The sequence below is a fragment of the Clostridium sp. AF32-12BH genome, assembly GCF_003477935.1.
Classification (GTDB): Bacteria; Bacillota; Clostridia; order Lachnospirales; family Lachnospiraceae; genus Brotaphodocola.
Window position 1 is genome coordinate 308605 of sequence record NZ_QUEH01000001.1, and the last position, 21017, is coordinate 329621.

Sequence of the window (21017 nt, forward strand, 5' to 3'; positions counted from 1 at the left end):
GGAAATAAATTCCCACGGCGCCTTTCCTAATTATAAAGTATTTATTTCATCAATCAACGGTCAATTCGGTATTTTTCAATTACTTCCTCTTTTACCTCTACTCCCAATCCTGGTTCGTCACTTAACGTAATCATACCATTTGAATCTGGAAGCAACGGATTTTTCATAAGTTCTGTACGGAATGCATTTTCTGTCATATCATATTCCATCGTGGCACCATTCGGAATCGCACAACTCAAATGTGCGCCTGCCGCTACAATGATACCAGAATTCCATACATGAGTCGCACATTCCATAAAGTGAGCTGCTGCCATAGTCGCAATTTTATAGCCTTCCGTAATACCTCCACACCAACTTAAATCTGGCTGTACAATATCTACGGCTCCCATGCGCATCATGCGCAAATAATTTGTTGTCAAGCACTCTGTCTCATAACCAGCAATCTTTGTAGATAACTCTGCTGCCAGCTTTGCGCTGCCTTCATAATCATCAGTCCGAATCGGTTCCTCCAGGAAATGAACGCCAATCTTATCAAAAGCACGACCTGCTTCCAACGCTGTATGATAATCCCAGTTAGTGTTTGCATCCAACATAAGCGGACAATCTTTTCCAAGCGCATGCTTAACTGCTGCGACTCGTTCAATATCCTCTTCCAATGTTACCATTTTGCAATTAATATCATGATTAAATACACGAAGAGAAAACGGCGAACAAGTTCTTGCCACTTTAATTTTCACACCATGCAATCCCTGATTCGCATAACTTTCCGCCTCTTTTACCAACTCATCAATGCCTTCCCCTTCCTTATAGAAACCGCCGCTTCCATAAACAGGAATCTGGTTACGAAAGCCACCTAGCATCTTATAAAGCGGCATCCCTGCAATTTTCCCTTTTAAATCCCAAAGCGCAATGTCTACTCCAGATAACGCTGAAATAAAAATACCACCTCGTGCATGCTGAAAATGCGTATAATAACACTTATGCCATATTCGTTCAGTATTTGCCGGGTCCTCTCCAATCAACATTGGAGCAATTTCCCTCTCAATCACTTCCTGAGTGGTCTGTACAGGACCGCCATAAGGTGCTGCTTCCCCCAGACCAACCATCCCATTATCTGCATAAATGCGCACCAAAAGTAACTGCCTGGCATCACATCTTCCCGTTCCGCTGTAAATCGGATGTTCCATATGGTAAACCATAGGGATACACTCTACTCGTTCAATCTTCATGTGCAATCCTCTCAATCATCTGATTTCTCAGTATTCCTATTCCCTTTATTTCCACTTCGACAGTGTCCAATATATTCAAACATCCTGTTCCAACCGGCGTTCCTGTAGCAATCACATCACCCGGATTCAATGTCATATAGTTCGATATATATGCAATCAGTTGCGAAATAGAAAAATACATGTCCGATGTATTTCTGTGCTGGCGTACTTCTCCATTTACCCTAGTTTCCAACTCTACGTTCATTCCATCAATCTCATCTGTAATGCACGGTCCAATCGGAAAAAAGGTATTCACACCTTTTCCACGATCCCAGATTCCATCTTCTTCCAGCATTGTCCGATCTGTTACATCATTCACACAGGTATAACCGAATACATTGGACATGGCATTCTCCTCAGAGATTTGAGAACATGTCTTTCCAATAATAACTCCAAGTTCCCCTTCAAAATGAATTTCATGACTCTTATCAGGGCAAATAATCGCATCTCGGTCTCCGATAATCGAACTCGCTGGTTTTAGAAAAATACGCGGACGTTTCGGATACTCTCGCTTTTTGGCATCAAGAAAAGATTTGTAGTTGGCACCAATGCCAATAATTTTACCCGGATTTACTGGTGCCAAAAGATGTACGCTTTGCAATTCATACTCTTCAAATGTTTCCCGATACCCATGAAAAATATCTCCATCCAACCGACGTACCTGATCACCTCTCAAAACCCCATAACTGGCTGGACCGTTTCCAATTTGAAATCGTATATATCTCATTCAATCGCTCCTATCACACCATAATTCCTGGCAAAGCAGTAGCAACCTGTGGAATAAAAATACACAACAGGATAACCGCAACCAACGCTACACAGAATAAAAGCGAATGCTTTCCTACAGCCATAACATTTCTTCCGCTGAAACCACAAACCACGAACAAATCAGTTCCAAAAGGTGGTGTTGCCTGACCAATAGCCATACTAAATACAAAGATCACGCCAAACTGAACTGGATCAATTCCAAATGCAACTGCAACTGGAGCCAGAAGTGGACCAAGAATCAGAATAGAGGCACCTACATCCATAAACATACCAAGGAACAGAAGAAGCACTACTACTCCCAGCATAAATGTGTAACGGTTTGCTACGTTTGCAATCAGGAAACTACTTAATGTTGCCGGAATCTGATAAATAGTAAGAAGATAACTCAATGCACCTGCTGCCATACACAGAATCATAACATTTCCAGTAGTTCTGCAACTCTCTTTGATAATCCTGATAAACAAATCCCAGGTCATCTCTTTGTAAATAAAAACTGCACAAACCAAACCGTAGCCAGCTGCTACAACACCAGACTCTGTTGGAGTAAAAATACCGGAATAAATTCCTCCTAAAATAATAACTGGCATCAACAATGCCCAGAAAGCATCCTTAAAAGTTGTCCAGACATCTTTCAGAACAAAGCCTTCATTTTTTGGATAGTTTCGCTTCTTAGCCAGAATATAACAAATAATACACATAAATAATGCACCAAGCACACCTGGAACAATTCCTGCCATAAGAAGTTTACCCGGAGATACATTGGTAATATTGCCATAAATAATAAAGAGAACACTTGGTGGAATAATAACACCTAAAACTCCTGCTGCAGCTGGTAAAGCTGCTGCATAATCTTCTGGATACCCCAAACGCTTCAGTTCCGGATACATAATTCCACCAATTGCAGCAGTCGTTGCCACTGCTGAGCCGGAAATCGCCGCAAAAAATGCACACGCCATAACACAGACCAACGATGCGCCACCACTAATATGCCCAACAAGACTGTTTGCAAAAGCAACCAGTCTGCGCGAAAGACCACCATACTGCATAATTGCTCCCGCAAGGACAAAGAAGAATATTGCAAGCATCGAATACTGAAGCCCCCCTGCAAACATGCGCTGTGCCAAAATCGGAAGAGCATTAAGAGTACCTCCTGCTGCAACGGAACAGACACTTGCAAGCACAAGAGACCATACAAGCGGAACACCAATAAGTGCAAAAATAATCACAGATGCAATTAATACGATTGCTGCCAATGACATCATTCTGCCTCACCTCCATCGTATGTTTTTCCTACAATTGTCTGAATGTCATGCACGATATTGATAAGTTTTACCCATGAAAGTAATACAAAGCTAATCGGCATGCAAAAATACAGATATCCAGTAATAATTTTTAAGGATGCAGTCTTCTGCGGATATGCCAAAGCATTCTGAATCATCAAAATACTTCCAACCAATAATGCTAAACAGGTCAATAAACTACATATTTCCCGAATCATGTTAAGCACCGCTGTTTTTTTCGGATCTTTAAAAGAAATAACCGCAATATTCAACTCATTCCGTTCCCGACATGCTGCATAAAGCGAAAAGAAAATAATCCAAACATATAAATACGTACTCAACTCTTCCGACCACAAAATGCTGGCATGAAAAATATAACGGAAAATGACCTGTGCCAGATTCACCGCCAGCATAACAATGCTGGCGATGCACAGAAGCACATCTATGAATTTCTGGATTTTCAAATTCAATATGTCAATTTGTTTCATAGTCTGCCTCTCTTTCATTTCTGAGAATGTGCTTACTTTGCTGCCTCATGAATTTTCTGCACTAATTCTGCAAACTGAGGATACTGATCATAAACCGGCTGAACTTTTTCCTGGAATGCTGTTACGTCTGGATGACTTACTTCACAGCCTTTATCGATCAATTCCTGTTCTGCTTTTTCTTTCTGTTCACGAACTAACTGCTTCTGATATTTTTCTGCTTCTTTCAGGCATTCTGTAAAAATCTGCTGATCTTCTGCACTCATGGAATCCCATGCCTTATTGGACATAATCATGCACATCGGGCTATATACATGATTTGTTACTGCAATATAATGACAAACCTCAAATGTAGAGTTTGCAACCAGGGAATGTAATGGATTCTCCTGTCCGTCAATAGTTCCATTCTGATTTGCTACATATGCATCAGAAAGTGACATCGGTACTGGATCGGCTCCCAATGCACTCCAAAGCGCCTGATGATATTCATTACTCATAACACGAATACGCAGCCCTTTTACATCATCTGGAGTATTTACAGCCAACTTGTTATTTGCCAAACACCGGAAACCAACTTCCCACCAACCAAGCATCTTCATATTTGCACTATCAGCCTCTGCCGCAAGCTGTTGACCAAGTTCTCCATCCAGAACCTTATCTACCTCTTCCTCATTTGCAAACAAATATGGCATATCAAATACACCGTAATCCGGTACATAATTAGCAACCAGAGAACAGTTCGGTGCTGCTAATTCCAAAGTTCCCATCTGTACCGATTCTACCTGCTGCGCACCATCTCCCAACTGAGAATCTGGATAAATTGTGATGTTCCACTTCCCCGGTGCTTTCTCATTCAAGAGTTCATTTAAATGTTCAAATGCCTTATAATTTGGATTGGAAACAGAGTCTACAGAACCAAGTTTCCAGTTATAAGTTGCCTCACCAGATGTCTTCTGCTCTGCTGCCTGTGTTGTTGACTCTGTCTTAGCAGAATCTGCAGCATTTGCTGCACTCTCTGCGGGTTTTGAGGAATTACCAGAACCGCATGCAGTCAATCCCATTGCCATTGCAACCATTGTTAATGCCATCATTTTTGTACTTTTCTTCATAATATTTCCTCCCGATTATTTTTCGTTTACTGGATGATTTACCGGCCAGGATGGTACTTGTCCTGTTAATACCTGATCAACTCCCATTGCCGCATATAACGACATGTTTACTTTACTTTCTTCTGAAATTCCTGCGTTATGTTGAGTCAATAATACCTGTTCTAATTCATAAAGTTCGCTGCCCTGCAATGGCTCTTCTTTATATACATCTAACGCTGCTCCTGACAGATGACCTTCTTTTAAAACTGTCACTAGATCCTCTTCTACATAGAGATCTCCTCTTGCGCAATTAATAAAGAAGCTTCCTGGTTTCATTCTATGGAACATTTCATAATCAAACATTCCACGCGTCTTGTCTGTCGATGGGATATGAAGTGATACAAAATCTGCCTGAGAGAGTACTTTATCCAAATTATCTGTTAATGTTACACCATTAAGTGTTGTCTCTTTCTTGCTTAAATCATATGCCATCACCTTCATACCTAAACCGAGCGTAAGTTTTTCTGCAACCAGTTCCCCAATGTGTCCATAGCCAATAAGCCCGACTGTACCTCCTTTCAATTCATGGCGTTTCATAGTCAATCGCAAGCTCCAATCCCGTCGTCTTGTATAGTTATTCAATAACTGTATCCTACAAGAAAGATTCAAAATTGTAGCAACTGTATACTCTGCTACTGCATTAACATTCGCCATCGGTCCATTTACTACCCAAATACCTTGTTTCTCGGCTGCCTCTACATCAATATTGTCAACACCAGTTCCATGACGGGCAATGACTTTTAGATGCGATGCCTTTTCAAACACATCCTTTGGATACTTTGCATTCCGCACAATTACGCCATCAACATCAACCAATTCCCTCCTTAAAGATTCCAAATCCGTTGGTACTCCTACCTTCAATAAATGTCCTCGTTCCTCCAGATATTTTTTTCCACTGTCTGCAATATCTTCTGGAATTAGTATCTTATACATTTCAAATCTCCTTATTTTAGCTACTATATTAACTTACTGATTGGTAGTTCATCTCCCAAATATGGAGTATAACGCTTCAAACCTTCTGCATAAGCAATTTTACGTCTTCCTCGAGACCAGTCATTTGCCTGAATTCCTCTTTGTATCGCACACCGCTTGTAATAATCTACCAACTGCGGCTGTGCTTTAAAACATTTCACTGCTTCAATCTTTTGTTCAATCACATCCCCAATATCCACGTATGTGTCAATCTCGAACTCATTAAACTCTGGATGCGGAATTGTTGTCTCGAACAGAAAAACATCTGGAATAAAGTGCGGATCTGTATCTGGAAGAGCCCCTCGCATCCCCGCTGCTGTAACTGCGCGAAAGACTGCCTCAGCGCAAACCTCATGATCAGGGTTGATTTTATCTCTCTTCCAGTGTGTGAGAATCACATCTGGTCGAATTTCCAGAATATCAGCAGTCAACTTGCGAATTCTCTTTTCATCCATAAAAAGAGGATAGTCACCATAATCAAAAAACCGTATTTCTTTGACCCCCATATAAGCTGCTGCCGTTTTTGCTTCTTCTCTACGACAATTTTTAACTTCTTCTACCGTACAACCAGGATGGTCTTTCCAATAATTTCCAGATTCTCCGTGTTCCCCATAAGTCAGTGCAAACACGGTAACCTCCCATCCCAGCTTTACATATTTCAGGATTACGCCTCCAGCTCGTGTACACCAGTCTGCTCCATGCGCACTGATTACCAGCATTTTGCTCATTTTTAGTGCCACCTCCATTTTTATTTTGATATTTTTTAACATCATTATTGTTTTTTTATTAACTACATTATATAATATTGTACATAAATTGCAAATTAATAATATTTTTATTTATTAGTTGTTTTGCAACTATATGTGTATATTGGAGGTTTCTATGGATTTTTCTCAGTTAGAAAACGCAATCAAAATCTCGGAATCTGAAAGTATTAATCAGGCTTCCATGAACCTGTATCTTACGCAATCGGCTTTAAATCAACAATTACTACGCCTAGAACGTGAATTTGGTGTTAAACTCTTTCAACGTTCCAAAGCTGGTGTTATTCCAACTGAAGCTGGTAACGTATTTCTGGATTACGCGCGTCGAATCTTAGACTTAAAACAAGAGCTTTCTTCGGTCATGAATGATTACGCTGAGTATAAAACAGGTGTCATTAAAATCGGACTTCCCACGATCCGTGGATATGAATTATTTACCAATGTATTTCCTATCTTCCATGAAAAATATCCACTAATAAAGCTAGAACCTTTGGAATTATCTGTGCGCCGCCAAAAAATACTTTTATCGCACGGCGATATTGATCTTGCGTTTATGACATTATCTGAAAGTGACGAGTCTGATGATGTTTATGTCCCTATCCAAAGCGAAGAAATATTCCTTGTCATGCCAAAACAGGATCCGCTTATCAAATCCTTGCCAAAATCCGATATTGATTTATCAGTTTTAAAAGATAAGAAATTTGTGTTAATCTATCGCGATTCAACATTACGACGATTTACTGACCGTCTATTTGCAGAAGCTGGCTTTCAACCTAATATACTTCTTGAAACATCTAATCATCAAACAATTGCCAACCTTGTTTCCAACGGCTATGCCTGCTCCATTGTTCCTAAAATGTATATATCTGATACTTCCAAGGTGGTATTTTACCATCTCCCTGGACATCCATCCTGGATGTTATGTGGAGCTTATAAAAAAGGATCGTATCTGTCTCAACCTAAAAAAGATCTTTTGCAAATGGTGACCGATTATTGGACCCAAAAATGATCGAAATATCTCATACACGAATTATCTATTAACACCGCTTTCATGCGAAAAAGGCGCTGCATGGAACAACTTCCCCGCAGCGCCTTTCTGGCAGTAATCGGACATTACATTTGTTGCATTCTTCTGTTTTACACGAACCTTATTTGATGAAGCTTACATGCTTGCAGATCTCTTCGATTGCTTTTTCTTTTCTTTCATTAAAGATGACTTTGTTCTCTTCAAAGAGGTTGCGTCCCTCGGTATCGATGGATACGATCAACGGACCAAACTCTTTGACACGGCAGTGCCATAAGGTCTCCGGCATACCCAGATCTCTCCACTCAGCTTCCATAATCTCCTCTACCTCGGTAGCAGCTACAACTGCATTGCCAGCCGGGAATACACAGTGGATTGCCTTGTAATTCTTGCAGGCATACTCGGTATTCGGACCCATACCGCCCTTGCCAATGATCACTTTTACACCAGTCTTCTCTACAAATTCTTTCTCGAATTTTTCCATACGCATGGAAGTAGTCGGTCCTACAGAAACCATCTCAAACTTATCATTCTCAAGCGGGCGGATGATCGGACCTGCATGGAAGATTGCAGCGTCACGTACATCAACCGGCAGCTCCCGGCCTCCCTCTACCAGGCGACGGTGTGCCACGTCACGGCAGGTAGTCATGCTTCCGTTTAAGTATACAATGTCACCAATGTGAATGTCTTTTAAATCCTCCTCAGAAACCGGAGTCGTCAGAATTTTCTTTCCATCTTTCATTTCCAGCATTATAAAGTCACCCCCGAATGTGTAGTAATGGTATAGTTCAGATCCTTATCAAAGATGATGTGTCCGCGGCGGTGGGACCAGCATCCTACGTTGACAGCCACACCAATGGTGGATGGATGTCTTGCAGTGTTCTCGATATGTACGCCCATAACGGAGTACTTACCACCCATCCCCTGCGGTCCAAGGCCGATCGCATTGATACCGTCTTCCAGAAGTTTCTCCATGGAAGCTGCGCGCTCGTTCTCGTTGTGGCTTCCCAGCGGACGCATCAGCGCTTTCTTGGAAAGCAGAGCTGCGGTCTCTACGGAAGTTGCAACACCAACACCAACTAAAAGCGGCGGGCATGCGTTTAAGCCATAGGAGGTCATAACATCCATAACGAAACGGGTAACACCCTCGTAACCTGCGCCTGGCATCAGAACCATTGCTTTACCCGGAAGGGTGCAGCCGCCGCCTGCCATGTATGCGTAGATCTCGCACTGGTCGCTGTTTGGAACGATATCCCAGAATACCGTCGGAGTTCCCTTACCTACGTTCTTACCGGTATTGTACTCATCGAAAGTCTCAACGCTGTTGTGACGGAGCGGTGCCTCGAAGGTTGCTTTCACAACGGCTTCCTTTAACAGCGCCTCCAGCTCACCGATTAACGGGAAGTTGGTGCCGCATTTTACCCAGAACTGTAACACACCGGTGTCCTGGCAGCTTGGACGGTTCAAGGTCTTTGCCAATACCTGGTTCTTCTTCATTGTTTCATAGATTACTTTGGACAGTGGGCTGTCCTCCTTCTCTGCCAGCTCATCTAACTTGGCAATGATGTCATCCGGCAGTACCTTACCGATATAGGACACGAAGTTCGCCATATACGTGGTAAGCTGCTCAACCTGTTTTTCTTTGCTGCTCATCGTTTTATTCTCCTTTCTTTGTAAAGCGTGAATTCATGTGAATATGTTGGGTTTATCATTTCTGGCAACTGCAATTTTGCGATTGCCTGGCACATATGCGTGACAATCGCAGTTTGTGCAGCAGTTGCGGTTTATGACAATTCCGTTTACGGGAAAAACGGAAATGCAATCGGTAAAATCACCATGCTGACAATCGTCGCAATGACGATCAGCGGCAGTCCGGATTTGACATAATCCATAAAGGTATATCCTCCGGCTCCCACCACCATGGTGTTTGCAGGCATGCCGATCGGGGTTGCATAAGCGCAGGAACCGCCGATAACGCAAGCCATCAGAACTGCTCTCGGATCCGCGCCCATTCCCTGGGCAATGGAGAGGCAGATCGGAACCATAAGGGCTGTGGTCACTGTATTGGACATGAAGTTTGTCATGATACAGCAGAGGATGAAGACCACAAAGGTAAGAACATAAGGGGATGGGCTTTCTCCCAAAGCACCCATGACCGTTTCCGCGATCATGGCACCGGCTCCTGTCTGGGATAAGGCAGATGCCAGGGACAAGGTTCCGCCAAACAGGAAAATGGTTTTTAAGTCGATGGATTTTAATGCATCTTTCTCGGAGATGACTCCGGTCAGGATCAGCGCCAGTGCACCCACACATCCGGAGATGCAAAGCTTGATACCGATCTTCTTTTCAAAGATCATGGCAAGCAGGGTCAGCACCAGGATCACCAGAGATAACGTCTGCTTCCACTTCGGTACATCGTCAAAGTTCTTGGTGTCATCGAAGGTTCCGCCGTCTCCGCTTACCTTCTTATTAGGAAGGAACCGGTAACCAACCGTTGCGTAAAAGAGGATTCCGCAGATCAGGATTGGCATTCCGACAATGGCATACTCAAAAAATCCGAAGCTTAAGTTCATCTCCTCCAGTGCACTCTGGGCGATCAGGTTGCCCGGCGCACCGATCAGGGATAAGTTGCCTCCCATCGCTGCTGCAAATACCAGCGGCATCAGCAGTCTGGAACGGGAATACCCGGATTTTGCTGCAATTCCGATCATGGATGTCACTCCAAGCGGTATCTTCTCAAATACGAACATGACTACCGCAAAGAGAAGAAATAGTAATGTGATTGTTGTTGGATTCATACTTACCTCCCATACTCTTCAATGCATTCTTCGTTCAAGAATTCCTGTTACAGATGCATGAAACATAAGAGCAATAAGGCGGCCGTGTTATTCCCTGTTATTCATGATTCGATTATATCTGGTGCACTTTCATTTGTACATTTACTAAAAGTGATGTATCCATAAAAAAAGATTATTTTACTCGTCTTTTTTCGTCACATTCTCCTAGTTTTATGCTATAATTTCAATCAATAAACACTGTTTTTTGGTGTATTTTTCCCAATAACCCCCCATTCTCAAAAAGGTGAAAAAAGGCATCCCATGAAAATTGTCCAGTTAGAATATTTTTGTGCTGTAAGTCAATGTCACAGCATTACCCAGGCTGCCCAGAAGCTTTATGTAACACAGCCCGCGATTTCCAATGCAATTAAGGAACTAGAAAAAGAATTCTCTGTCAGTCTCTTTGTCCGCTCCAAAAACCATATGACACTGACAACAGAAGGCGAACTTTTTTACCAGAAAGCCAGCGAGCTTCTGGATTCCGTAAAGCAGACAACGCAGCAGTTTTACGACCTTGGCAAACAGATTCCTCCGATCCGTATCGGGATTCCCCCTCTTTTGAGCACGATTTTTTTCCCTGATATCCTGATTGATTTTCAAAAAAAATACCCGGACGTTCCGGTAGAACTATTTGAATACGGCTCCATACGGGCTGCCTCCCTGGTACAGGATGAAAACCTGGATCTGGCTCTGGTGAATCTTCATTTTTATGATATTGACAAAATGAATTCCCTGCTTTTGCAGACAGAACATCTGGTATTTTGTGTCTCCAGGGATCATCCTCTTGCAAAAACAAAGGAATTGTCGATTGAAATGCTGGAAAATGAACCGATCATCATGTACAATACCGATTCGGTTCAAAATGCGAATCTGACTTCCCGCTTTGAAAATGCAGGCATCAAACCCAATATTATCATGCATGCAAGTCAGCTCTATACGATCGAACGGTTTTTACGAAACGGGAACTGCGGAGCTGTCCTTTATTCTTCCCTGGTAAAAAACATGTCCGGGATCAAAGGAATTCCGATCACACCGATCATCCAACAGGAAATCGGCATTGTATGGAAAAAGGGGAAATATCTCAATGGAAGTGTGGAAAAATTTTTGGATTTTATGAGAGAACAGCAAAAGACCGGCAAATAAATCAACAAAACACAACCATATTGCTGTTATGGCAGACAGAACGAAGATGACTGTTTGGGCAATGCATGACCAATAACGAAAGAAAGCCGCAGGGGAAACCTCTCCTGCGGCCTTTTTCTATCATAAGAATCGAATTTTTATGGTTTTGAATTCCGGATTAGCCAAAGTATCTCTTTAACAGACCCTCAAATGCTCTTCCGTGTCTTGCCTCGTCTTTTGCCATCTCATGAACAGTGTCATGGATTGCATCAAGATTTGCAGCTTTTGCGCGCTTTGCCAGGTCAAACTTGCCCTCGGTTGCACCGTGCTCTGCAGCAACACGCATCTCCAGGTTCTTCTTTGTGGAATCGGTTACGACCTCGCCCAACAGCTCCGCAAACTTTGCAGCGTGCTCAGCTTCCTCGAATGCTGCCTTCTCCCAGTAGAGACCAATCTCCGGATAGCCTTCTCTGTGGGCAACTCTTGCCATCGCCAGATACATACCAACCTCAGAGCACTCACCCTCGAAGTTTGCGCGAAGATCAGCTAAGATATCCTCGCTGACACCCTGTGCAACGCCTACTACATGCTCAGCAGCCCAGGTCATCTCACCTTCCTGCTCTTTGAACTTGGAAGCCGGTGCCTTACAAACCGGGCAAAACTCCGGTGCAGCCTCTCCCTCGTAAACATAACCGCATACAGTACAAACCCATTTCTTCATAACTCAGATCTCCTTTTCTTAATACAATGTGTAATATTCTAACTTGTGTTCCTTTATTAATATTAGTAATTGTTACTGATATTAATTTAGCACAGGTCGCCGCGTTTGTCAACACTTTTTTTATAACAATTTCGCCCCTTTGACTTACTGTGCAATATTGTTAAAATACATACTGCTCCAGCCGCCCAAACGCCTCTTTCACTCTGCTCAGCGGCAATGCCAGATTCATCCGGATATGGCACGGTCCATGGAACGGGCGACCATCCTGCCAGATCACTCCCACTTCCACCCCGGCTTTTAAAAGTTCATCGATACTTTTCCCGTGCGTCTCGCACCACGTTGTGCAATCCAGAAACAACATATAAGTACCTTCCGGTTTTGATACTTCGACTCCGTCAAAATGTTCCTGAATGAAATTGCAGGCGAATTCTGCGTTCCCGGTCAGAACCTGTCGCAGCTCATCCACCCACTCATAACCTTCCTGCTTGTATGCACCGATCAGGGCATGCATGGACAAGACATTCATTTCATTATAATGCGACAGAGAGGACTCTTTCAAAATCCGCTCCCGCAGCCAGTCATTGTAAATAATATGATAGCTTCCCACAAGTCCCGCCAAGTTAAACGTCTTGGACGGCGCATACATGGCAACGGTACGGTTTCTGGCATCTTCACTGACCGACTGAGTTGGAATATGTTTGTGTCCTTCCAGAATCAGGTCCGACCAGATTTCATCAGAAACCACATAAACATCGTGTTTCTTGTAGATCTCCATGGCTTTTTCAATCTCCCAGCGTTCCCACACGCGACCACACGGGTTATGAGGAGAACAGAATACCGCTGCATGAATATGGTTCTCCACAATTTTCTGTTCCATGTCCTCGAAATCCATACGCCAGATGCCATTTTCATCCTTTACCAATGGCGAATGAACAATATGATATCCGTTATTCTCAATACATCTGGTGAAACCTATGTAAGTAGGGGAATGCAGAAGTACATGATCGCCCCGTGAGCACATCACGTTCAGAGCACTGACTACGCCGCCCAGAACCCCGTTTTCATAACCGATATGCTTTGGCTCCAGCCCGGTTACCCCATTTCGTTTCTCCTGCCACTGGATAATGGAACGATAATATTCTTTTGTCGGAGTGAAATAACCGTAAGCCGGATGCTGGACACGCTCCATCATAGCTGCCGGTATGGTTGGCACCGTTGGGAAATTCATATCTGCCACCCACATCGGAATGCGGTCAAAGCCCGCTTTTACCTGCGCTCCCGGAATCGGGATCTGATCTGCCGCGATGGAATCTCTTCCTGCACGGTCCATAATGGAAGTAAAATCGTATTTCATAGTTTTCTTTTGTCCTTTCGTTCGCATCATAAATCTGATTCCATTTTACCGCGTTCTGCAATAATCTGCAATCATTGCCGGATTTTTCTGTTAGAAAGCTTTCTGATAGAAACACCATGTATAATTTTTTTCTTTCTGCACAGAATGATTCCTGTAAGGAGGGAATCTCATGAACAACAAAGCTATGGATTGCACCGCGCTGACACTTACCATCATCGGTGCCGTCAACTGGGGACTGATCGGATTTTTTAACTTTAATCTGGTTGCATTTTTGTTTGGCAGCATGACCTGGATTTCCCGGATCATCTATGCCCTCGTCGGTCTTTGTGGGTTATATCTTATTAGTTTCTATATGAAAACCGGAGAGGTGGAAGCGTGAATGCGCTTCTGCCTCTCCGGTTTTTAAAGGAAAAAACTGTAACTATGAAAGTATGAAACCATCATCTGAATTTTTTGACTATTTCTGACCGTTTCTGTTGAAGTTGATCAGGCTTCCTGCCTTCACGATCTTGCGCTCGTTTTCGGTCATCGGCTGTACATACAGATGAATTTCTTCTGCTTTGCCATTTTTGATGACATAAGCCGGAATATCGCTTAAATCGCCATCCATTGCGGTGCGTGCGTTCGGAACGTAGATGTAATCATCTACCTCGAACATGGTCGGCTCGCCCTTTAAGTGGAACGGGATCATGCCCCAGTTCATGCAGTTGGAACGGTAACGCTTGGTTGCGTACTCCTGGGTAATGTTTGCGAGGGCACCCAGTACTCTCTGGCAGGAAGCAGCCTGCTCACGCGCAGAACCATCACCCGGCTTATTGGAGTAGATGGTGGAACCAAGCTCTACATCCTCTGCTTTTACGTTTTCCTGACCCGGAATGGTGTTGACTACCTTCATGACCTCTGCGATTTCCGGGGCAACCTTGCCTGCAAGACGGTCATTTTCCATAGTCTGAACTGCTTTTGCACGGCCTACATACTCCGGATCACGTCTGGACAGGGTGAACTCGGCCAGTCCTAACGGGTTGGAACGGAAGGAAGAAGTCTCGCCGGACGGGATCAGCTCATCGGTGGTGGTTACTTCATCCAGGATCTTGGAGGATACCTTTAAGAGAATGTTCTCAGAAAGTGCCTCCATCTCCGGCCAGTCTTTGATGTTCGGACCAAAGCGCAGCTCGGAATCCAGTTCTTCCTTATTGTAACCATTGTAAACTCTTGCCTGGTAAGCACGGTCGTCGTAGTTGTACTCCGGAATATCGCCCCAGCAATCCAGGGTCTCTGCGGAGGTCAGCTTACCGCCATTTGCTGCGGTTGCTGCGATAGAACGTGTATCCATAAGGGCAACTGCAGACATCTGTCCGTTACCCGGCTTGGAGCCTTCGCGGTTCGGGAAGTTTCTGGTGGTATGACGGATGGAAAGTGCGTTGTGTGCCGGGGTATCGCCAGCGCCGAAGCACGGTCCGCAGAATGCGGAACGGATGATCGCACCTGCATCCATCAGGTCTGCTAACAGGCCTTTGCGGTCCAGATCGGTGTATACCGGCTGGGAAGACGGATATACGGACAGATAGAACTCGCCGGATCCGATGTTCTTGCCCTTTAATGCATGGGCAGCCTCTACCACGTTGGTGTAGTTACCGCCTGCACAGCCTGCGATGATACCCTGCTGTACCTGCAGCTTGCCGTCTTTGGTGATCTTATCAAGCAGGGTAAAGTTTGCTCTTCCCTCTGCTACTTCTGCTGCTGCCTTCTCGGTCTCGCGCAGGATGTCTTCCAGATTCTCGTACAGGTAATCGATTTCGTAAGCGTTGGACGGATGGAACGGAAGTGCGATCATCGGCTTGATGGTGCTTAAGTCGATCTCAACACAGCCGTCGTAGTATGCAACTGCTTCCGGATTCAGTTCTTTGAACTCATCACCACGGTTGTGTTTCTCTAAGAATGCCTTGGTGTCTGCATCGGTTCTCCAGATAGAGGACAGGCAGGTGGTCTCGGTAGTCATAACATCGATACCATTGCGGTAGTCAGTGGTCATGGAAGAAACGCCAGGTCCTACGAATTCCATCACTTTATTCTTTACATAACCATTCTTGTATACAGCGCCGCAGATTGCCAGTGCAATATCGTGCGGTCCAACGAACGGCTGCGGTTTTCCGGTTAAGTAGATTGCGATCACACCCGGGTAAGCAACATCGTAGGTCTGCTTTAACAGCTGCTTGGACAGCTCGCCGCCGCCCTCACCGATTGCCATGGTGCCCAGTGCACCATAACGGGTGTGGGAGTCAGAACCAAGGATCATCTTGCCGCCGCCTGCGAAACGCTCACGCATAAACTGATGGCAGACTGCAACGTGCGGCGGAACAAACAGACCGCCATATTTCTTTGCTGCGGAAAGACCAAAGTAGTGGTCATCATCGTTGATGGTACCGCCAACTGCGCACAGGGAGTTGTGACAGCAGGTTAATACATATGGAAGCGGGAATTTTTCCATTCCTGACGCACGTGCGGTCTGAATGATACCTACGAATGTAATATCGTGGGAAACCATTGCGTCAAATTTGATCTGAAGCTTGTCCATATCACCGGACTGGTTGTGGGCTTTCATGATGCCATATGCGATCGTACCTTTCTTCGCCTCTTCTTTTGCGACTGCCTTTCCAGTCATCTGCTCTACTTTTGCAGTCTCTGCCTCCGGTACCAGGGTCTCGCCGTTTACCAGATATACGCCGCCTTCATGTAACTTTACCATAATAAATATTCTCCTTTTTTCCTATTCTCTTTCTCGTCTTATTTTCACTCAGCGCACATACACATAACCATCCATGATACGGCGCGCAGTTCTCTGGACTGCAACACCCGGAACCTTTGCTTCTGCCGGATTTTCACCCTGCTTTACTACAGTCGGTACCATGGTCATAATGCCGCTCGGATGACCAATCCGGATATTGGCTGCTTCGGCATCCCTTACAACCTCTGCAAGCAGGCTGCCTTCCAGCTTTGCCGCAACCGCAATCGAACTTGCTGCAGTCAGCGGACATGCCTTGTGGCACTTAAATACAGAAATAACTCTTGCGCAGACATCCATCTTTTCTGCATCGACCTGCTTGCCTTCGATATCGGTATAGCCAACCGGTCTGGTTACAAATCCTACCTTCGGGACGCCCGGCTGATGATCCGTTGCATCCTGCAGGTCCTTTGCAAAGCCCATCATGACACAGGCTGTGCCGCGGATCTTTTCCAGAAGATCAGAAACTTCTTTGTTGGCATTGACCTCTTCCGGAAGCTCGGTGCCTCTCATGCCGATATCTTCTGCACGGACCAGAACGATCGGGTTGGAGACATCAATGATCGTTGCGTCCAGCTTTCCAAATCCCGGAATATCCAGCACATCTTTGGTGTTTCCAGTCGGAAGAAGCTTGCCGGTCTTGGCTCCGGCCGGATTTAAGAAATCCACCTTTAACTCTGCGGCAGTTCCATCTACTCCGGCGATTTCGCAGTCACCATCGTTTGCGAACGTGTGTGTTTCCGGATCAATCGGCACATTGACATTGATGTACTTATCGGTATTCTTATTCAGCAGACGTACTGTGGTAACCGGCTCCGTAAATTTGACCATGCCCTCCTCCACTGCAAAAGCCGGAACGGCTGCCGTCATATTTCCGCAGTTGGATTTATAATCTACCTGGCGTTTTCCAACGATCACCTGGCCTACCAGATACTCAATATCAACATCCGGCTCCTCGGATTTCCAGATTACAACGATCTTGTTATTGGAAGAAACGGTACCACCCATTCCATCGATCTGCTTTGGATCCGGACAGCCCATAACCTGCATAAAAATGTCATCCCACTCTGCACGGTTCTCCGGGAGATCTTCCTTCTTAAACAGACAACCTTTGGATGTGCCGCCTCGCATAAATACGGTTTTATACTTTCTCATGATCTTTGCCTCCTGTTATGGCTTGACTTGGTTGTAACAAATGTTATATTTATTAACATTTGTTTTGTTGTTCTTATCATACAATATCTCTTATTGATTTTCCATATCATTATTTCACAAGATTTCTTTGTTGTTTTTGTAACATATGTTGTATTTAATCACATTTGTTTTTATTTGTTTTCCGATTTCATTTCTGATATAATAGGCATAGATTGTTTAGGAGAAGAGCTCATATGAATACAAAGATCACTTTTGAGGAAACTTCCGCGGCGCTCATGTCTGAGATTGCGGATCTTTATTACAACCAGGGAATGACCCAGCAGGAAATTGCCCGCAGGTACGACTGCAACCGTTTCAAGATTGCCAAAATGATCCAGACTGCAAGAGAAGAGGGAATTGTAGAGATCACCATCCATAAGCCAAGCAAACGCCATATGCTTTTGGAGCAGTCTCTGATGGATACGTTCCAGCTTTCCAATGCCATTGTGCTCGATACCCGGGATCTTTCCCGCGCGGAAGCAACATCAGTCATCGGAAAGACCAGCGCAATGTATCTGGAACAGCTTCTGACCCCCGGCTCCACCATTGGAGTCACCTGGGGAAAAACCATCCGCAATGTGGTCTCTGCACTCGATCAGAAAACGCAGAACCCGATCAATGCCGTGCAGCTTTGCGGCTGCTTCCATCATCTCAATTCTTCCGATGGCTCCAGAAGCATTACGCACACCGTTGCTATGAAATTTAACGGAGAATATTTTTATTTAAATCTTCCAATCTATATCAACGATGAACAGGCCAGAAATGCCATGCTGCGGGAACCACTCATCGAAAACACATTAAATCTCACCCACAAAATGGATGTAGTGCTTACCGGCATAGGAAGTCGCTCCAGCCTTCCTTTTAATAACCCAGTTTTAAAACCTTATATTTCGGAAGAAGACTGGAAAGAAGAGCCCAACTGCATCGGCAGCATCTACGGACATGTACTTGACCAGGAGGGACGAATCGCCAATATCAGCCTGAACCGCAAGATTGTTGCCGCATCCCTGCAGGATATTCTGACAACCCCGCATAAGATTGCCGTAGCCACAGGTCGCCACAAGGTCGACATTCTGACTGCATGCATGCAAAACCGTTATATCAACGAGCTGATCACCGACCGGGCTACTGCAGAACAATTGTTGAACAAAATTTCTCATCCGAAAGAAACTTTGTAACCATGCAGCTGCACGGCAACCGCTATACAATTTTCTGCACAGATCGCAAAAAAGCATAAACTGGCAAACCAAAACCCACACATTTGTGTACAAAGAAAGCGAGGAATCCTATCATGAAGATCACATACATAAAGCACAGCGGCTATCTTCTGGAGACAGACCAGGCACTGCTGCTTTTCGATTTCTGGAAAGGCACCCTGCCGCCCCTGGATCCGGCGAAAGACCTGTTTGTATTTGTCAGCCACCGTCACGAAGATCATTTTAATCCGAAGATTTTTGATCTGGCTGCCACCCATCCAAACATTCACTATGTCCTCTCTGACGATATCTGGCAGAACAAGGTTCCAGAACATCTGCATGGCCTGACCTGGTTTGTGGATCCCGGAAAGATCCGGGAATTCAAAGAGGGAGGCGGTATCCGCATTACTGCATTTAAGTCTACCGATGAAGGGGTTGCTTTTGTTGTGGAGACCGGGATTTTTTCTCCCGGCACCAATTCAAGCACAGATTCTGGACTGGGACCAAAAATTGCTTTGACAAATCAGGAACACTTCACCATCTACCACGCCGGTGACTTAAACAACTGGCGCTGGAATGGAGAACCGCTTGCCTGGAACAATAACATGAGCACCAACTACCGCCGGGAACTGGAAAAGATCAAAGCAGCCGGGTTTCATCCGGATGTCGCCATGATTCCGTTAGATGGCCGGCAGGAAGATTTGTTTTACCTGGGACTTGATGATTTTATGCGTACAGTCGGCGCAAAGATGGTATTTCCCATGCACTTCTGGGAAGACTTTCGCATGATTGACCGGTTAAAAGAGATGGAATGCAGCGCCAGTTACCGGAATCGCATCGCAAACCTTACAAAAGAAGGGCAGAGTTTCTGGTATCCAGAGACTTCGTCTGATGATGAGACAGGAGTTCTCTCATGATGACCAGGCACCCTATACCCGGAATGCTTCCAGATTCACAGGCTGATCGTTCGGATCATGCTTTTGCCAACATTTCCACCACGGATTCAACCCAAAACAAAAAATCCGGAGCTGGACTCGCTCCCGCGCAGGAAATCCTGCTGCTCGCCATGAAGGCCGGACAGATCCAGCTGGAAAACGGAGCGGAAATCTTCCGCGTGGAAGATACGATCATGCACATCTGCCGTGCCTACGGACTCCACTCCGTCAACACATTTGTCTTAAGCAATGGAATCTTTGTAAGCTGCGGAGATGAAACAGAACCTCAGTTTGCAAAAGTCCAGCAGATTCCGGTGAACAATACCAATCTGCGCCGGGTTGCAGAAGTCAATCAGCTTTCCCGCCGGATTGAAGAAGAAAAGCTCAGTCTGGAAACCGTCCGCCAGGAGCTGAAGCGCATCGAGGAACAGCCTGGCTTTCCTGCTGCCCTGCAGATTGCAGTGGCTGGAATTTCCGGTGCATGCTTTGGTGTCATGTTTGGCGGAACCCCACGGGATTTTGTTTGTTCGCTTCTCATCGGAGGTCTTTATCAGGCCTATGCGCTGTATCTGGGCAATCCGCATTTTAGCCGGATCGTACGAAGCATTCTCGGCAGCGCATGGATTACCTTTTTGTGCATTCTCTGTTACCGGTTCGGTCCTGGGCAGAACTTCGATGCCATGATCATCGGCGGCATTATCCTGATGGTGCCGGGCGTTGCCTTTACCAATGCCATCCGCGATATGGCTGACAGCGACTACATTGCCGGTTCGGTCCGCATGATGGATGCCATACTGGGATTTTTCTGCATTGCGATCGGAGTTGGCTTTGTGATCGCGCTGTATGGAATTCTGGCGGGCGCTCCGCTGCTTCCCTGAATACTTCAAAGTGTTCCAGATTGCTTCTGAACTATCCTGATCGCTTCGAAACGTTCTGGACTGCTTCTTCTGAACTGTCCTGACCACTTCGAAACGTTCCAGATTTCCTCATGATGTTCCAGACTGCATTCCCGGCTTAGGATAACAAGCGGGAATCCTCGGTTATTCAATTGCCGAGATGAAAGCGTCTGAAACGCAAACGGAATCGAAAGTTTGTTCGATTTTGCTTGCGTTTCCTTCCGTATGACAGTATACTATGTGTATGAAAGAAAAATTAATACATTCAAGA

At 45.0% G+C, this 21017-nt stretch carries 20 protein-coding genes; 6 read left to right on the plus strand and 14 right to left on the minus strand.

What is annotated here, in order from left to right:
- Window positions 1-53: 53 nt before the first annotated feature.
- From DWZ40_RS01415 to DWZ40_RS01445, 7 genes are read right to left on the minus strand one after another with little or no spacing between them, the layout of a single operon-like run.
- Complete coding sequence (locus DWZ40_RS01415; RefSeq protein ID WP_118540357.1) at window positions 54-1229, minus strand: mandelate racemase/muconate lactonizing enzyme family protein; 1176 nt, start codon at window positions 1227-1229, stop codon at window positions 54-56.
- On the minus strand, window positions 1219-1995 hold the full coding sequence (locus tag DWZ40_RS01420; protein ID WP_118540358.1) for a fumarylacetoacetate hydrolase family protein: 777 nt from the start codon (window positions 1993-1995) through the stop codon (window positions 1219-1221). Before DWZ40_RS01420 ends, DWZ40_RS01415 begins: the two co-directional genes overlap by 11 nt.
- Window positions 1996-2008: 13 nt before the next feature.
- Window positions 2009-3298: a TRAP transporter large permease gene (locus tag DWZ40_RS01425; protein ID WP_243035147.1), complete on the minus strand. Its 1290-nt coding sequence runs from the start codon at window positions 3296-3298 to the stop codon at window positions 2009-2011.
- On the minus strand, window positions 3295-3822 hold the full coding sequence (locus DWZ40_RS01430; protein WP_118540359.1) for a TRAP transporter small permease: 528 nt from the start codon (window positions 3820-3822) through the stop codon (window positions 3295-3297). The genes DWZ40_RS01425 and DWZ40_RS01430 overlap by 4 nt, the downstream gene beginning before the upstream one ends.
- Window positions 3823-3836: 14 nt before the next feature.
- A complete protein-coding gene (locus DWZ40_RS01435) occupies window positions 3837-4910 on the minus strand; it encodes a DctP family TRAP transporter solute-binding subunit (protein WP_118540360.1) in 1074 nt (357 codons plus the stop codon).
- 15 nt (window positions 4911-4925) lie between these two features.
- Window positions 4926-5882, minus strand: coding sequence for a hydroxyacid dehydrogenase (locus DWZ40_RS01440; protein ID WP_118540361.1), 957 nt, complete (start codon window positions 5880-5882; stop codon window positions 4926-4928).
- Window positions 5883-5905: 23 nt separating this feature from the next.
- Window positions 5906-6649, minus strand: coding sequence for a PIG-L deacetylase family protein (locus DWZ40_RS01445; RefSeq protein WP_182431583.1), 744 nt, complete (start codon window positions 6647-6649; stop codon window positions 5906-5908).
- Between the two features lie 154 nt (window positions 6650-6803).
- Here DWZ40_RS01445 and DWZ40_RS01450 point away from each other — a divergent pair, with 154 nt between their 5' ends.
- The gene (locus DWZ40_RS01450) at window positions 6804-7694 is read left to right on the plus strand and encodes a LysR family transcriptional regulator (protein ID WP_182431584.1); all 891 of its coding nucleotides are present in this window, start codon (window positions 6804-6806) and stop codon (window positions 7692-7694) included.
- A gap of 139 nt (window positions 7695-7833) precedes the next feature.
- On the opposite strand, the gene ttdB is transcribed toward DWZ40_RS01450, so the two are convergent.
- The 3 genes from ttdB to DWZ40_RS01465 form a co-directional block, all read right to left on the minus strand.
- Window positions 7834-8460 carry a L(+)-tartrate dehydratase subunit beta gene (gene ttdB / locus DWZ40_RS01455; RefSeq protein WP_118540364.1) on the minus strand — a complete coding sequence of 209 codons (627 nt, stop codon included), beginning with the start codon at window positions 8458-8460 and terminating at the stop codon, window positions 7834-7836.
- A complete protein-coding gene (gene ttdA / locus DWZ40_RS01460; protein ID WP_118540365.1) occupies window positions 8460-9362 on the minus strand; it encodes a L(+)-tartrate dehydratase subunit alpha in 903 nt (300 codons plus the stop codon). Before ttdA ends, ttdB begins: the two co-directional genes overlap by 1 nt.
- Before the next feature lie 146 nt (window positions 9363-9508).
- Window positions 9509-10507, minus strand: coding sequence for an SLC13 family permease (locus tag DWZ40_RS01465; RefSeq protein ID WP_118540366.1), 999 nt, complete (start codon window positions 10505-10507; stop codon window positions 9509-9511).
- A gap of 300 nt (window positions 10508-10807) precedes the next feature.
- On the opposite strand from DWZ40_RS01465, the gene DWZ40_RS01470 reads away from it, so the two are divergent.
- The gene (locus tag DWZ40_RS01470; RefSeq protein WP_118540367.1) at window positions 10808-11689 is read left to right on the plus strand and encodes a LysR family transcriptional regulator; all 882 of its coding nucleotides are present in this window, start codon (window positions 10808-10810) and stop codon (window positions 11687-11689) included.
- A gap of 157 nt (window positions 11690-11846) precedes the next feature.
- Here DWZ40_RS01470 and DWZ40_RS01475 read toward each other — a convergent pair whose 3' ends face one another.
- Both DWZ40_RS01475 and DWZ40_RS01480 read right to left on the minus strand, forming a co-directional pair.
- On the minus strand, window positions 11847-12389 hold the full coding sequence (locus tag DWZ40_RS01475; RefSeq protein ID WP_118540368.1) for an NADH peroxidase: 543 nt from the start codon (window positions 12387-12389) through the stop codon (window positions 11847-11849).
- Window positions 12390-12549: 160 nt separating this feature from the next.
- Window positions 12550-13743: an aminotransferase class I/II-fold pyridoxal phosphate-dependent enzyme gene (locus DWZ40_RS01480; RefSeq protein WP_118540396.1), complete on the minus strand. Its 1194-nt coding sequence runs from the start codon at window positions 13741-13743 to the stop codon at window positions 12550-12552.
- A 169-nt stretch (window positions 13744-13912) separates the two neighbouring features.
- On the opposite strand from DWZ40_RS01480, the gene DWZ40_RS01485 reads away from it, so the two are divergent.
- Window positions 13913-14122: a DUF378 domain-containing protein gene (locus DWZ40_RS01485; protein ID WP_118540369.1), complete on the plus strand. Its 210-nt coding sequence runs from the start codon at window positions 13913-13915 to the stop codon at window positions 14120-14122.
- 78 nt (window positions 14123-14200) lie between these two features.
- On the opposite strand, the gene DWZ40_RS01490 is transcribed toward DWZ40_RS01485, so the two are convergent.
- The gene (locus tag DWZ40_RS01490) at window positions 14201-16489 is read right to left on the minus strand and encodes a hydratase (RefSeq protein ID WP_118540370.1); all 2289 of its coding nucleotides are present in this window, start codon (window positions 16487-16489) and stop codon (window positions 14201-14203) included.
- 48 nt (window positions 16490-16537) lie between these two features.
- Window positions 16538-17680 carry a PrpF domain-containing protein gene (locus DWZ40_RS01495; RefSeq protein WP_118540371.1) on the minus strand — a complete coding sequence of 381 codons (1143 nt, stop codon included), beginning with the start codon at window positions 17678-17680 and terminating at the stop codon, window positions 16538-16540.
- A 233-nt stretch (window positions 17681-17913) separates the two neighbouring features.
- On the opposite strand from DWZ40_RS01495, the gene DWZ40_RS01500 reads away from it, so the two are divergent.
- The 3 genes from DWZ40_RS01500 to DWZ40_RS01510 all read left to right on the plus strand — a co-directional run bounded on the left by DWZ40_RS01500 (window position 17914) and on the right by DWZ40_RS01510 (window position 20728).
- On the plus strand, window positions 17914-18897 hold the full coding sequence (locus tag DWZ40_RS01500) for a sugar-binding domain-containing protein (protein ID WP_118540372.1): 984 nt from the start codon (window positions 17914-17916) through the stop codon (window positions 18895-18897).
- 113 nt (window positions 18898-19010) lie between these two features.
- Complete coding sequence (locus DWZ40_RS01505; RefSeq protein ID WP_118540373.1) at window positions 19011-19832, plus strand: MBL fold metallo-hydrolase; 822 nt, start codon at window positions 19011-19013, stop codon at window positions 19830-19832.
- Window positions 19829-20728, plus strand: a complete 900-nt coding sequence (locus tag DWZ40_RS01510) for a threonine/serine exporter family protein (protein WP_243035148.1) — start codon at window positions 19829-19831, stop codon at window positions 20726-20728. Before DWZ40_RS01505 ends, DWZ40_RS01510 begins: the two co-directional genes overlap by 4 nt.
- The last annotated feature ends 289 nt before the right edge of the window (window positions 20729-21017 follow it).